The organism is Rossellomorea aquimaris TF-12 (assembly GCF_001648555.1).
Taxonomy (GTDB): Bacteria; Bacillota; Bacilli; order Bacillales; family Bacillaceae_B; genus Rossellomorea; species Rossellomorea aquimaris.
Genome location: NZ_LQXM01000028.1, coordinates 387,765 through 403,074, shown reverse-complemented (window position 1 = coordinate 403,074; position 15,310 = coordinate 387,765). Strand labels below are relative to the sequence as shown.

General features: G+C 33.4%; 13 protein-coding genes. 9 read left to right on the top strand and 4 right to left on the bottom strand.

From position 1 onward, the window contains the following. Positions 1 to 3: 3 nt before the first annotated feature. The 9 genes from IQI_RS13355 (at position 4) to IQI_RS13315 (ending at position 10,939) form a co-directional block, all read left to right on the top strand. A complete protein-coding gene (locus IQI_RS13355; protein WP_064093141.1) occupies positions 4 to 1,236 on the top strand; it encodes a glycosyltransferase family 4 protein in 1,233 nt (410 codons plus the stop codon). Then, a complete protein-coding gene (locus IQI_RS13350; RefSeq protein WP_064093140.1) occupies positions 1,229 to 2,251 on the top strand; it encodes a polysaccharide biosynthesis protein in 1,023 nt (340 codons plus the stop codon). Before IQI_RS13355 ends, IQI_RS13350 begins: the two co-directional genes overlap by 8 nt. Next, positions 2,252 to 3,133 (top strand): SDR family oxidoreductase, encoded by an 882-nt coding sequence (locus IQI_RS13345; protein ID WP_064093139.1) that lies wholly within the window; start codon positions 2,252 to 2,254, stop codon positions 3,131 to 3,133. It begins immediately after the preceding gene. Continuing rightward, positions 3,121 to 4,245, top strand: coding sequence for a non-hydrolyzing UDP-N-acetylglucosamine 2-epimerase (wecB, locus tag IQI_RS13340; protein ID WP_064093138.1), 1,125 nt, complete (start codon positions 3,121 to 3,123; stop codon positions 4,243 to 4,245). Before IQI_RS13345 ends, wecB begins: the two co-directional genes overlap by 13 nt. A gap of 66 nt (positions 4,246 to 4,311) precedes the next feature. Continuing rightward, positions 4,312 to 5,520 carry a glycosyltransferase family A protein gene (locus IQI_RS13335; RefSeq protein WP_064093137.1) on the top strand — a complete coding sequence of 403 codons (1,209 nt, stop codon included), beginning with the start codon at positions 4,312 to 4,314 and terminating at the stop codon, positions 5,518 to 5,520. A gap of 89 nt (positions 5,521 to 5,609) precedes the next feature. Then, positions 5,610 to 7,001 (top strand): lipopolysaccharide biosynthesis protein, encoded by a 1,392-nt coding sequence (locus IQI_RS13330; RefSeq protein ID WP_064093136.1) that lies wholly within the window; start codon positions 5,610 to 5,612, stop codon positions 6,999 to 7,001. Between the two features lie 113 nt (positions 7,002 to 7,114). Beyond that, positions 7,115 to 8,485 (top strand): UDP-glucose dehydrogenase family protein, encoded by a 1,371-nt coding sequence (locus IQI_RS13325; RefSeq protein WP_064093135.1) that lies wholly within the window; start codon positions 7,115 to 7,117, stop codon positions 8,483 to 8,485. Then, entirely contained in the window at positions 8,466 to 9,494 is a 1,029-nt protein-coding gene (locus IQI_RS13320) for an SDR family NAD(P)-dependent oxidoreductase (RefSeq protein ID WP_064093134.1), read from the top strand. The genes IQI_RS13325 and IQI_RS13320 overlap by 20 nt, the downstream gene beginning before the upstream one ends. 314 nt (positions 9,495 to 9,808) lie before the next feature. Then, positions 9,809 to 10,939: a hypothetical protein gene (locus tag IQI_RS13315; protein WP_064093133.1), complete on the top strand. Its 1,131-nt coding sequence runs from the start codon at positions 9,809 to 9,811 to the stop codon at positions 10,937 to 10,939. Between the two features lie 745 nt (positions 10,940 to 11,684). On the opposite strand, the gene IQI_RS13310 is transcribed toward IQI_RS13315, so the two are convergent. From IQI_RS13310 to IQI_RS13295, 4 genes are read right to left on the bottom strand one after another with little or no spacing between them, the layout of a single operon-like run. Next, on the bottom strand, positions 11,685 to 12,707 hold the full coding sequence (locus IQI_RS13310; RefSeq protein ID WP_064093132.1) for a hypothetical protein: 1,023 nt from the start codon (positions 12,705 to 12,707) through the stop codon (positions 11,685 to 11,687). Positions 12,708 to 12,743: 36 nt separating this feature from the next. After that, the gene (locus IQI_RS13305) at positions 12,744 to 14,378 is read right to left on the bottom strand and encodes a hypothetical protein (RefSeq protein WP_064093131.1); all 1,635 of its coding nucleotides are present in this window, start codon (positions 14,376 to 14,378) and stop codon (positions 12,744 to 12,746) included. Continuing rightward, positions 14,375 to 14,689: a YkgJ family cysteine cluster protein gene (locus IQI_RS21335; RefSeq protein WP_064093130.1), complete on the bottom strand. Its 315-nt coding sequence runs from the start codon at positions 14,687 to 14,689 to the stop codon at positions 14,375 to 14,377. Before IQI_RS21335 ends, IQI_RS13305 begins: the two co-directional genes overlap by 4 nt. Then, a complete protein-coding gene (locus IQI_RS13295; RefSeq protein ID WP_064093129.1) occupies positions 14,679 to 15,077 on the bottom strand; it encodes a hypothetical protein in 399 nt (132 codons plus the stop codon). Before IQI_RS13295 ends, IQI_RS21335 begins: the two co-directional genes overlap by 11 nt. Positions 15,078 to 15,310: the final 233 nt, after the last annotated feature.

Sequence of the window (15,310 nt, the reverse complement as noted above, 5' to 3'; positions counted from 1 at the left end):
TATATGAGTAAAAAGAAAATATTATTGATTCATCACTCAGGATTGCTCGGTGGGGCAGGGATTAGTTTATATAACACATGGAGAACTTTGGAAAAAAAATACAAAGTTGTCTGTTATATACCGAATGATCCACCTGACCTTCTAAACTTTTTAAGAGAGAAGGGTTTAAATCCTCATACCTTCTCATTCAGATTAGGAAAATTAACATATTATAGCGGGGGTAATAATTTGCTAAAACCCAGGTTTTGGTATCACGCACTACATTCTCTTACCCAAATTAAATATTGGGACTTAGTATTAAGAAATGTAAACCCTGATTTTGTTTTAGTAAATTCAAAAGTTTTATGCTGGATGGGAAAGTTATTTAAGAAAAGAAAAATAAAATCTCTATGTTTTGTAAGAGAAACAATACCAGGTAGTCCTAAGAAACTTATGAATAAATTTATGAAAAATATGTTAGATGAATTTACAGCTGTCGCTTTTTTATCCGAATACGATTTATTGCAAACAGGGTTAACTAAAGCTCAAACAGTAGTGTCACCAGATTTTTTAGAAATAAAAGAATATAAGGCAAATAATGATAGAGATGTTGCTTGTGCTAATTTAAATATTAACCCACAGAATTTTAATGTGTTATTTGTAGGAGGAACAGACAAATTAAAGGGAATAGATATAGCCTTAAAAGCTATTAATATATTAAAGAATCAAGAGATTAGTCTTATAGTAGCGGGCAAAGATTTTGGCAATATTCAAGGGGAAGGTATTAAACGAACAGTTAGTAGAATAAAGAACAGAAAAATAATAAAGTTCTCAGAAGAAAACAAACAATATATTTTACAAAAAGGGATTCAAAGCAAAGTTAAGTTCATAGGTATCCAAAAAGATATGTCTGATTCCTTTTCAGCTTGCGATATATTAATCTTTCCAATGACGAAACCCCATCAAGCGCGACCCGCATTTGAAATTGGGGTGCAAAGAAAACCAGTAATAATATCAGATTTTCCTAATATTCGTGAATTTGTTAATCATGAAGTTAATGGGTTAATATTTGAGCCTAATAATCCTGAATCTCTGGCTAAGGCAATTTTAAGACTTAAGGATGATAAAGAAATGCTTCGAAGATTAGGTAATTTAAACTATGAATATACAATGAAATATCACACTGCAGAATATGCAATGGGAAAACTAATTGACAAAATAGATGAAATTATTTCAGGAGGACAATCTAATGTTTAAAAACAAAACACTTCTAATAACTGGTGGTACAGGATCCTTTGGAAATGCAGTAATGAAAAGATTTCTAAATACTGATGTTAAGGAAATAAGAATATTCTCAAGAGATGAAAAAAAACAAGATGATATGAGAAAAGTTTATAGTAACGAAAAATTAAAGTTTTATATTGGTGATGTCCGTGACTTATCAAGTGTTAAGAACGCGATGCATGGTGTTGACTATATTTTCCATGCTGCAGCACTTAAGCAAGTCCCATCTTGTGAATTCTTTCCTCTCGAAGCAGTAAAAACGAATATAATAGGGACCGAAAATGTTGTTACTGGTGCTATTGAAATGGGTGTTAAAAAGGTGATATGTCTCTCCACTGACAAAGCTGCATATCCCATAAATGCAATGGGAATTTCAAAAGCTATGATGGAGAAAGTTTTTGTGGCCAAATCAAAAACTATTGATCCTGAAAGGACTTTAATTTGTGGAACAAGATATGGAAATGTTATGGCGTCGAGAGGTTCGGTTATTCCACTATTTGTAGACCAGATAAAGAATGGGCTACCTTTAACAGTTACAGATCCAAACATGACAAGATTTTTGATGAGTCTTGAGGAAGCTGTAGAACTTGTTGTTTTTGCCTTTGAAAACGCAGAAGCAGGAGATATTATGGTTCAGAAAGCCCCAGCTTCTACCATCGGAGATTTAGCACAGGCAATCAAGGAATTATTCAATGCTAAAAACGAAATTAAAGTTATAGGTACTCGTCATGGAGAAAAGTTATATGAAACACTTCTCACAAGAGAAGAGCATGTAGTTGCTCAAGATTTAGGTGGGTTTTATAGGGTTCCTGCGGATAAAAGAGATCTTAACTATGACAAATACTTTGTAGAAGGTAATGAGCAGCTACAAGAAGTCGAAGATTATAATTCTCATAACACTCTAAGGTTAGGAATTGAGGGTATAAAGGATAAACTACTTAACCTTGATTACATCCAAGAAGAATTAAAGAATTGGAGGGAGAGATAGATGAAAATCCTTGTTCTTGGTGCAACTGGAATGGCAGGGCATGTAATTTCTTTATATCTTAGTGAAGTAGGACATGACGTTACTGCTTTTAGTAGAAGAGGGTTTAAATATTGTAATAATATTATAGGAGATGTTACTAATTTTCCTTTTTTAAAAGATGTAATTTCTGAAGGTAACTATGATGCAGTTATTAATGCTATTGGAATTTTAAATAAAGACGCCGATGATAAAAAAGCATTAGCTGTACTATTAAATAGTTATTTACCGCATTATTTAAGCGAAATTACAAAAGATATGAAAACAAAAGTTATCCATATGAGCACAGATTGTGTTTTTTCTGGTAAAGAAGGTGGATACACAGAAACATCATTTAGAGATGGAAGTACTTTTTATGATAGATCTAAAGCTTTAGGTGAACTAGAAAATAGTAAAGATTTAACTTTCAGAAACTCTATAATTGGTCCGGATCTAAATAATGATGGTATTGGACTTTTTAATTGGTTTATGAAACAAGAAGGACAGATTAATGGCTTTACCAAAGCAATATGGACAGGGGTTACAACTTTAACATTAGCCAAGGCCATGGATAAAGCACTAGAAGAAGGAATAACTGGTCTATATAACCTAGTAAATAATGAAAGTATTAGCAAATATGAACTACTTAAACTTTTCAATAAAAGTATGAAAGGAAATTCATTAACAATTTTACCTAGTGATACTTTTGCAGTTGATAAATCCCTTATTAATAACAGAAACGATTTTAATTTTATAGTTCCAAGCTATGAACAGATGATAATAGAAATGAAAGAGTGGATAGAAAATCATAAAGAACTTTATCCTCACTATGTGAAGCAACAGGAGGACAAGCAGTGCGTAAATTAACAGTAATGACAATAGTAGGCACACGCCCAGAGATAATAAAATTATCCGAGATAATAAAAAAGTGTGATATGTACTTTAACCATGTATTAGTTCATACCGGACAAAATTATGATTATACTCTTAACGAAGTGTTTTTTAATGAATTAGGACTACGAACTCCAGACTATTATTTAGGGGTGGTAGGTGATAACCTAGGACAAACAATGGGTAATGTTCTTGCTAAATCATATGAGATTATGGTTGAGCTAAAACCAGATGCTGTTCTAGTTCTTGGAGATACAAATTCTTGTCTAAGTGTCATATCTGCAAAAAGATTAAAAATCCCTATTTTTCATATGGAAGCAGGTAATAGATGTTTTGACGAAAATTTACCTGAAGAAATTAATAGAAGAATTGTAGATCATACTAGTGATGTTAATCTTTGCTATACAGAGCATGCTAGAAGGTATTTAAACTCAGAAGGTGTACCTAAAGAGAGAACGTATGTTGTAGGCTCACCTATGGCAGAAGTTCTCAGTGCTAATGCAAATAGAATTAATAATAGTAGTGTTTTGAAAACTCTTGGATTGGAAAAAGGAAAGTATATATTACTATCGGCTCATCGTGAAGAGAATATAGATAATGAGCAAAATTTTATGGCACTTATGAATGCTATTAATTCTATGGCAGAAACATATGACATGCCAGTTATTTATAGTACGCATCCAAGAAGTAAAAAGACAATAGAACAGCGCGGTTTTAAGTTCCATAAAAATGTGAGAAGCTTACAACCTTTTTCTTTCTCTGATTACAACAATCTGCAAATTAATGCCTTTTGTGTTGTCTCTGATAGCGGAACTATTGCTGAAGAAGCTTCTTACTATAAATTTCCCGCCGTATCAGTTAGAACGAGCACAGAAAGACCTGAAGTATTTGATAAAGGAAACATGATTATTGGTAGTATTACTACAGAACAAGTGCTTCAAGCTGTTGATATGGCGGTTGCTATGAAATCTAACAGCGATATGGGTATAGATGTATTAAGTTATACAGATTTAAATGTAAGTGTAAAAGTAGTTAAAATAATTCAGAGCTATACAGGTATTGTTAACAAAATGGTCTGGAGAAAGTAACTGAAATTCTACAATACAATATTAATTATTTATTATCTAAATAATTAATAAAGAAGGTAGGTTTATATGAAAAATAATTTTTTATTATCTGTTGTCATTCCTACTAAAAATAGAGAAAAGTATGCAAGTGCAACTGTAGAACAAATTTTGAACATTAATGATGATCGAATACAAGTTGTTATACAGGACAATAGTGAAAAACGTGAATTGTCAAAATTATTAATTAAGCATGATAATAATAAGCGGTTAAAATATAACTACACTGAGGGAACAATATCATTTGTTGACAACTTCAATTTAGCCGTTAGTCAAGCAGATGGAGAATATGTGTGTATAATTGGTGATGATGACGGGATATTACCTCAGATAATTGATGTAGTATTATGGGCTAAAAAGAATAATGTTGATGCAATTAAACCAGGATTGAACGCAGTTTACTTTTGGCCCAATTCAGAGGCGTTAAGAGGTAAGAAAGATGATGGATATTTAAGTATAAATCAGATTACTACAAAAGCAAAAATATGTGATCCGTATTATGAAGTTGTAAAATTATTAAAACAGGGCGGGCAAGATTATTTATCACTTGATATGGTAAAGTTATATCATGGCATTGTAAGAAGAGAGTGCCTTCAGCAAATAAGAGAAACAACTGGAAAATACTTCGGAGGATTATCACCAGATATATATATTTCTGTTGCCCTTTCGTTAACTGTTAATAAATTGGTTGAGATAGACTTCCCACTAACTATTTCAGGTATTTGTAATAAAAGCGGTTCATCAGACTCAGCTACAGGGAGACATACAGGTAAGTTAGAAGATGCCCCGCATTTTAGAGGGCATAAAGAATATAATTGGTCAGAGTTGGTTCCTAAATTTTACAGTGTTGATACAATTTGGGCTGATTCTGCTTTAGCAGCAATAAAGGATTTAAATAAATTAGATTTGATTAAAAATTTTAATTTTGAGTTCTTAACTATAAACTGTCTGTTAAAATATCCCCAATTTAAAGATACTATCTTTTTGTGTTATAAAAGCTACTCCGATAAAAATTATGTGGCTAAAGTAATAAATTCTGCAAAATATACTACCTTTAAAATTAACAGTATCTTTAAAAAAGTTAGTAGAAAAATTGTAAGTAAACAAAGTGACTATTATCATATTAATGGTATCGTAAATATTATAGTAGCTAATGAAACACTTCAAAAGAGGCTAGTAGTAACAGGAATTGATACAAGTACAATGATAAAATCATTAGACTCTGTTATAAATTCTTAAATTTGGGCTAAATATTAAGAAAAGAAAATAAAATAATTACGTTTTGTATCTATAGTATAGTGAATAATTATAAAGATTGGAGTAAGAATTTGAGGAAGTTCGTAAATAGATATTTTTCTACTGAAAATGATAAGGTTGTTATCAAAAATATCTTGGCAGCTTTTATAATTAAGGGTGGAAGTTTAATAATTTCCTTACTTACCTTGCCAGCTTTTATAAGATATTTTGATAACCAAGAAGTACTTGGAGTATGGTTTACGATCCTTTCAGTTTTGACATGGGTTCTTACTTTTGACATGGGTATTGGTAATGGATTGAGAAATAAATTAGTAGGAGCAATAGTACGAAACAATCAATTAGAGATAAGGCAAAATTTATCTTCGGCTTACTTCATTATAGGTGCAATGACTCTATTTGTTATTATTTTAAGTATTATTGCTTTCCCATACATTAGTTGGAATACAATATTTAATATATCTGAAACTCTAATATCTTCAGGAACAATGTTATTTGTAGTCATGTGTGCATTTATTACAATCATGATGCAATTTTTTTTACGCCTAATTTCTTTTGTACTTTATGCATTACAAAAGTCTGCAATAAATAATCTTATTGCTTTAATAACAAGCTTATTACTATTAGTTTTTGTGCTTTTAGCGCCATCATTTGATTTAGAGACAAATTTAAAGATCTTATCTATTGTGTATTTGTTATGTGTCAATTTGCCCCTTATTATTGCAACTATTTATATTTTTACTAAAGAATTAAAAGGATGTTATCCAAGTATTAGTTATATTAATAATAAATCAGCGCGAGAGATAATGGCATTAGGGGGAGTCTTTTTTTGGAATCAAATCATGTATACTGCTATTACTCAAACAAACTTAATATTAATAACCTATTTTGTCGGACCAGGTAGTGTAGTAGAATATCAAATTTACTATCAATTGTTTATGCTATCAGGTACGCTATTTAACTTAGCTCTTACACCGTTGTGGTCGGCAATAACCAAAGCTTTTGAAGAAAAAGATGGATTGTGGATTAATAAATATTTTAAAACTTTAAATCTTTTGGTAATTATTGTTGCCATATTTTTATTTCTATTTATTCCATGTATGCAATTAGTTGTTAATTTATGGTTAGGTCAAAATAGTATAAACGTTGATAATATTAGTGCAGTGGTTTTTGCAAGTTATGGGAGTATTTTTATCTTTCATAATGTGCTATCGACTTTTGCTAGTGGATTAGGGAAAATGAAATTACAAGCATACTTTTATACATTTGGTGTGATATTCAAATTAATCTTTGTATATTTTGTAACCTCTTTATTTACTGATTGGAAAATTATTATTGTTGCCGATATTATTATTTTAGCTCCTTATTGTTTAGTTCAATGGATTGTACTGAAAAGGCAGTTTTCTAAATATACAACTGTTAGTAAAAAAAATGTGAACTTTGGGGATAGCCCCTCACTACTTTAATATGTTGCGTTCATAAATAAGGATATGTTTTATTTATTTGCTTTTGGAAAGGTAGGCACTTTACCAAAGTGGCATTTCTTTTATATATTTGAGTAGCGAAGGAAGGTGCAACGATGTACAAAATAGCAGTAGCAGGAACAGGTTACGTCGGCTTAGTTGCCGGCGTTTGTTTTGCTGAATCAGGCCATCAAGTAACCTGTGTTGATATAGATGAAAAAAAAGTAGAATTAATGAGGTCTGGAGTTTCTCCAATTTATGAAACGGGCTTAGAAGAGTTGATGAAAAAAAATTATTCTTCTGGAAGAATTGAGTATACAACTGACTTCAAATCAGCCTACAAGGATGCAGATGCTATTTTTATTGGCGTAGGTACACCAGAACAACCAGATGGTTCTGCAAATTTATCATACATTGCTACAGTTGCTAGACAAATTGCTGAATCGGTAGAAAAGGATTGTCTAGTTGTAGTTAAATCGACAGTTCCTGTTGGAACGAATGATAAAGTGGAACAGTTTATACAGGACTTTTTAGTCAAAGATGTGAATGTGGAAGTAGCATCAAACCCTGAATTCTTAGCGCAAGGATCTGCGGTTCATGATACTCTTCATGCTGAGAGAATTATTATTGGAACAGAAAGTAAATGGGCTGAGGAATTATTAATGAAAATTTATGAACCGTTTCATTTACCGATTGTTTCAGTAAATAGAAGGTCGGCAGAAATGATCAAATATGCTTCTAACGACTTTCTTGCTTTGAAAATTTCTTATATGAATGATATAGCAAACCTTTGTGAATTGGTAGGAGCGGATATTCAGGATGTTGCTAAAGGTATGAGCTTTGATGAGCGTATAGGAAGTAAGTTTTTAAATGCAGGCATTGGCTTTGGTGGATCATGCTTCCCTAAGGATACAAAAGCGCTAGATTATATTGCTAAACAGAACGGTTATGAGCTCAAAACGGTTAAAGCGGCTATTGATGTAAACACAGAGCAGAAAACAATGCTATATAAGAAAGCTAGTAAAAGACTTATCACCTTTAATGGTCTTAAAGTAGCTGTACTAGGATTAACTTTTAAACCGGGAACAGATGATTTAAGGGAAGCGGCATCTCTTGAAAATGTGCCTTTATTATTAGAACAAGGCGCAGATATCTTTGCTTACGATCCTGTGGGTGCAGAGAACTTTGCTAAAGTTCACCCCGAAGGTAAGAATGGCAATGGTAGCATTACCTATGTTTCCAATATTGAACATGCATTAGAAGGTGCGAATGTCTGCTTTATCTTTACTGAATGGGGAGAAGTGAAAGCAGTAACACCTGAAAGTTATAAGAAGTTAATGAGAACACCATTAGTATATGATGGTAGAAACATTTATGGTATTGATGAGATGCAAAAAGCAGGAGTGGAGTATCACTCAATTGGAAGAAAACCTACAATTAGAGAAGCTGTTAAGGAGTCGAAGAATCTTGAATTACAAAACTCTTGATCCTAGTAAAACATACCTAATCACTGGAGCAGCTGGTTTTATTGGTTACTACTTATCTAGAAAACTACTAGAGCAGGGTTGCCAGGTGATTGGTATTGATAACGTCAATGACTACTATGATGTAAACCTTAAACATACTCGTTTAGGGAATTTGGAACCTTATGAGAAGTTTACCTTTATTAAAGGCGACATATCAGATAAAGATATGGTAATGAAGACCTTCGAAGAGTACAAGCCTAACGTTGTAGTAAACCTAGCTGCTCAAGCAGGAGTAAGGTATTCATTAGAGAATCCGGATGTCTATATTCAAAGTAACATCATTGGATTTTATAATATCCTTGAGGCCTGCAGATATAATCCAGTGGATCATCTTGTATATGCATCATCTAGTTCTGTTTATGGAGCCAATAAAAAGGTTCCTTTTGAGGAAAGCGATTTTGTTGATAATCCAGTTTCACTATATGCATCTACTAAGAAATCAAATGAATTAATGGCACATACGTATAGTCATCTTTATAAGATTCCAGCTACAGGGCTTCGATTCTTTACTGTATACGGACCAATGGGTCGACCGGATATGGCCTATTTTGGATTTGCAGATAAGTATTTTAATGATGAGCCAATTAAGATTTTCAATAATGGTGATTTTGAGAAGGATCTATATCGGGACTTTACTTATATTGATGACATCGTTGAAGGAATAGAACGATTATTAAGTAATCCACCTGAAGGTGAAGTTCAACATAAAGTCTTTAATATTGGAAACAATAGCCCAGAGAAGTTGATGGTATTTATTGAAACGTTAGAAAAGGCTTTAAGTAAAGCGCTAGGCAAAGAAGTACAATTTGAAAAAGTCTTTGAACCAATTAAGCCAGGTGATGTACCAGCTACCTATGCTTCAACAGATGAATTGCAGAAAGCTGTAGGCTTTAAACCGGAAACCTCAATAGAAGAAGGACTGCAGAAGTTTGCAGACTGGTATGTAGATTATTATAAGCTGAAAGGCTAATTACCAAATTTTATCCGCTGAGCCCAATGGCTTGGCGGGCTTATTTGTGTTGTTAACTTTTTCTAGAAATGCAATTCTTCATAATCGGTTCCTCGCAGAATAATAATACTAGCCTCAATGTCTAGATGTATAGGTTTAAATTGAATGAATTGCTCTGCTAATAGACGTCTATCCATATCTATCGAGTATTTTGTAATCGGTTTATTATAAGGGGATGGGCTATTTTTTGTTTTAGAAGGATGAAAAAGAGAGGGACATGTTGCGTGTTATAATAGAGTTTGAATTTCATTTCATTAAATGGGGAGGAATCGTTAGTGGATGATTTAATGGTATTAAAGGAGCTCTTTTCAAGGGCAACTTTAAATACAATGTCTGGAGCAAAGAAAAAAGCATTTCAATACACCTTAACTGCTATATTCATAAATTTAATTAGTGGTCGACAAGCCACACAAGGACAAGTGGGGAATATTCAATTAGCTTATGAAATAAAAGAATCTAGATTAAAGAAAGAGCAATATGTACTTTGGGGAAACAGTATTTGGAAAACTGTACAGGACAGTTTACATAAAAGCAATTTCAAAAAGCCATACGATAATGAGTTGGTAAATCGAATCATAGCTTTTACACGAGAGAGGCTAAGTGATATAGAAAAAGAGGAAGTTAGCCTTTTTCAAACAAAGCAAATCAAAGATATTTTAGACTATAAAAAATTCACCGGACAGCCTGCGTTTAATGATAATCATTGGTTTGAATTAAATATTTATAAAGGTGTGTATCCAACTATACCCGAAATGATTATTTTTAATGACTTAAAAGTTCATTGGAATTTATACCTAGAGCTTTTAGCAGAACAAGATGAGAAAAATAAACAGCTAAGCCATCAAGAACGATTTGAAATGATAACAGATGTAAAATCTAGAGAATTACGAAACAAAATCGGAGGTATGCAAAGGAACTTAGTCTTCTTGGCTGTAACCTTTGTTGAAGCATGTTTATATGATTTCTTCTATAATATAAAACTAGGAAATCATGAGGAAACGGAAGCAGTGAAAGGTGTGTTAAAAGAAAAAAAGATAAATGATAAACAAATTGTTGAGAAAGTCATTTATAAACTATATCCGGAAGAAGTGGAAAAGATAAAGCCACATTATGCCAATTACAAGAAAATTTTAAATTACAGAGATAGGTATGTTCATGCATCGCCCTTTATGGATGAATCGAAACATATATCTCAGCTGCAGCCTTTGTTACAGGTGACGAAAAGTAAAACAATTGAGTTTCTTCAGTATTGTTATGATTTCATTCGTCAAATAGACGATTGTCTGCCAGACAAGTATAAAATGCTATTTTGGATGTTTGATGATGAAGTGAATTTTCATAATGAGGAATCGTTGCCACTTACAAATGATCAGTCCAGGTTAAGTAAGATTAGTTATTATGGTTAAAAACATGGTATTTCAATAGAAGAAAAACGACCATTCAGGCTCATCTCCATTCAAGGAAGTGGGCCATTTTTTTGCGTTTTATGGGGTGAAATTCGATATAAAAATGAATCGAGGAATTTGGAGGGGAAAAGAGTGAAATTAACCGTCTATTATATAGTAGAAAATCGGATATTTAAACTATATTTTGCGTATTTTTATCCATCCAGCCTCACGGCGTTGACCCTTTGTAAGAGCATTTCAAGGTTTAGTCGGAACACTTTAGAAACGTTGTAAGCGATACGTTTGTTAAAGTCTTTACCCAGACCGGTGCATATTTATTATGAGAAAGGGAACATCCATACAGAAGATGCCGACAGCGAGTTGATGATTACAATCTTCGGAAGTATTGCTCAAGAAGAAAGCATCGATATCGGAAACTCGATGGCTCCCACATGTTTGTTCTTACCATTTTAATTAACCTTCCTATGTTAGTGATAGTAAAATTAATTTCCAAAAGACATTAGTTATAATCCCGTATGCAAGTTTTATTTTTGATCATCTCCATGTATAAAACATTGTTTATCCTTTTAGTAACAAGTGAAAAAATGAATATGTTTTAGATCGGAGGAATTAAATCATGTCCGCAAAGGTGAGGAGTATTGGTTAGAATTGAGAGTATCGGGGACGATTTTAGTGCTTCATTATATGTTATAAAGAAACACTAGAACCATCTCATGCATCTACCCTTGCCTCTAAGCAAGAAAACCTATACAGTTTTTTGAAATTGAAGTTTAGTAAGAGCCTGTTGACCTGACTCTAAAACTTCAGCAGATTTCTGAGTAATAGCCCCATCTTCATCGAGAAGAGGTGTATCAATAATCCCTTTAATGAGCTGAGCTGTTAAGAATACTTTATGAATGGCTTCTTTTTCTTCTTTATTGAATTTTTGCCAATCGGTACCTGTTTTTGAAATAATATTTCTCATAGTTTCAATCCCACTAGTAAATACTTTATTAATTTCTTCTAATAAAGAATACAGATGAATGGATCGTATATGAATAACCTCTAAAACTTTTTCAGCACTTGTCAATTGTTCTGCAACTACTTTTGCTTCATTTAAATTTCCGTAAGCAGAATTAAGTTTCTTTTTAGATTGTGCTGACATAATAAGACCGCCAACTGCAAGTGCTGGACCGGCTACAATTCCTCCTAAAACCATGGTACCGCCCGCCATCCCAAATCCTCCTGCAGATAATGCTCCACCACCTAACCAAGCTAATGTAGCATTTGATGCAGCAACTCCATATAAACCAGCAATAGGTGCTCCTGTTGATGCAGTTCCCAAGAGCATTGTACCAGCATATGCTCCATATGCCGCTGCTACTCCTGAACCTAACGAAGCCAATCCACCACTTGCAACTTTAACAGCTTGAAATGATTCAGCTTCAAGTTCATTTAGTAAATCTTTTGTAACGCCCATGTTCTTTAGTTCTTCAATACCAGTTGTATGATCGCTAAATTCAACATCTTTTAAAAGTTGAAAATAGGTTAAGAACTCTTGAGCTGAAGTAGATAGGATCCTAATTTTTTCTTCTCCTAATTTTTCAATTCGATTATTTGTCAATTCACGTCTGGAATTTAGATGGTTTTCTGCTTGGGTGACCATACCTCTGGCTTTTTGATTTAGACCCTTAGCTTCTATGGTGTTTTTAGTTGCTTTTACTCCACTTCCAACACCGGTAATGGCAGTCGCTGCAATAACTCCGGCAGCTATAAAAGGAATTGGCATATCTTCATCTCCCTATTAGTTCATTTTGAGTATTTTTTAAAATTTAAACAATGAGGTATCTTCTGACATAAATGCATCAAACTCATTAAAATGAGTAAAGTGTAATTCTATACCGAACGTTGTAGCTAGCTCAATAATATTCTCTGAGAATTGCACATGTTCCCCTTTAATTAGGGAATCTTGGATGGATGAGAAACAGCGGTTGAACACTTCCTGACGCTCAGTGAAATGTTTTTCAATTAAATTACTTAATTCCAGTCGCTGCTCTTGAATGGACTGAATGGCTTCCTTAGATAGTTGTTCAACAACCATTCGATTTTTTTCTGATAAGCGACCTTCCATCAGGAGGTCTATGGCAGATTGATAGATTGTGGTACTTGTCATGTATCCGACCATTCCTCCCACAACCGTCCCGATACCAGGAGTGATAGCCGTCCCAATAGCAGCTCCCATACTAGCGGCCATCATCCCAGTACCTTTTTCCCCAAGCTCCTCAATGAGTTGTAATTCATCAAAGTCTTCTTCAGTCAAATAGCGTTTAATTGATTTACCCACTTCAAAAGAAGATGTTGCAATCATAGCGGGGAGGTTTGATTTGGATAAGTTCTTAAATACTTCTTTCCCGCTTCTCGCCATTAGAGCCTTAATGGCTGCACCGGAATACCCACTTACGTAACTTAATGCAGCGGCACCAGCCGTATCTTTTATCACGCTAACACTTACTTTTTGATAATCTTTTTCTTCTGTCCTAATAATTTCAACAATATTCTTTGATATAGAAATAGCACCGCCAATAATAGCTCCTGTTTTGGCTTGTTCTACTCCTGCACGATGGGAAACTGAATGCATTTCTTTAGCGGTTTGAAGCTTTGGTCTTAAACGGGCATTCATTGAGTCCTTACTACTCACGCTTTTACGTATACGCCTATCTACAGAATTAATTCTCTCTAATTCCTCTTTTTTAGCTAAAAGTGTTTGAGTGTCTCCCTTTTTTTCAAGGACTTTAATTTGATGCTTTAGATTTATTTGTTGTTCTTTTAAGAATCCTTTTGCATATTCGTATTGCTCAGCAGGGATATGCAAGAGCTCTACGTTTTTATATTTAGAATAATCTTTATTGAATAATTGCTTAACATTACCTTCAGCACTAATTTTCACAAGCTTATCTTGTGTTAGATCTTTGGGTGGCTTCCAATAAGGATCGATTTTTTTCTTAAGCTTAATATATTCATCCAGGTCGTAATGACCACGTAATTTCATTTGAGAAGTACCGGTATAATGACCATGTTGATTAATAATTGGATTGCCATTCAAATCCGTTTTGACATGATCAAACTGTTGGTGATTCGTATCTCCTAAAGAATCAGTTCTACGAATTCTATTAGAATTTTTTTTGATAATATTTTCAGCGTTTGTTCTGCTCTCGTGAAGAACCTCACCAGCAAAACCAGCTTGTTGCTTCTTATTCGCATAGCTTGTGACTCTACTCTTGGCGATATCTTTAAGACCTTTGACGGCTTGTCCATCAGGTCGGACATCACCCTGATAGCCTAGAATATATTCTGTAGCTGCACTGCCGTAGCGGTAGACTACTTCAGTTGCTGCAGCCCCTAATCCAGAATTAGAAACAGAGTTTATTTTATCCTCTTTTTCTTTTTTATTTTTTTTCAAGGAAATTCCCCCCAGTACTTGGTTAGATCAATTTGATCTTTTTCACTGAGACTATATTCAACTTGTAGCTTTTTACAAGCTTTCAAATTCGCAAGGTAATACTCTTCTTTAGTGAATTGTTTGAAAAACACTTTTTCATACATCTCTTCGATTCTGCATATTAGAGGTCTACTTTCATAAATAGAGCACTTTTGGTCAATGAGGTATTTGCAAGTGCCATTCCCAAGATCGTAGGACTTTAGCTCTTCTATATGTCCTATGTTTTGACAACATAATCCGCATGAATTGCAAGGGAAAGGGTTAAGCTCCAACTAGCTCATCTGCTTGTACATAAAGTGAATTAACTTTAATAATCCATCCCTTAAATGATTCATATTCTTCATCACTAATTTCGAATGATACCTTTAATTCTTGAATCAGGCTCTTTTGTTCTTCATGGTATATTCCATCAGCAAAGGCAACAGCAAGCGCTTCTAAAAATACGATTCTCTTTACTCTAGTAGATCTAAACACTGGTACAATTTCACTTATTGATAAATCGTTGAGATCTTGCATTTTAAGATCTAATCCCATTTCATAATCATATGTATCTAGCATTTTTTGTTCTTTTTCATCAATAATCCCATTGGAATTTGCAACTAAATGGGCTAATTCTAAAAAAGCAACTTTTTCTTCTGTATTTAACTCTTGTAAAAACATGTGGAACAACTCCCTAATCATTTTTAAGTATTATATTAGCACTATATCTATATTACTATAAAATGACATTATTTACATAAACTTTAAAAAGGGCGTGTACATAGCAGCAGAACCGTCCCCATACTTCCCTGAAAAAAATTCTTTCTAAATAGAATTGCAATCCCCATTTACGGTTCCTCCTACTAACACCTTTTTAATCAATTAGAGCATCTATAACTCTTAGAAAATCTCAA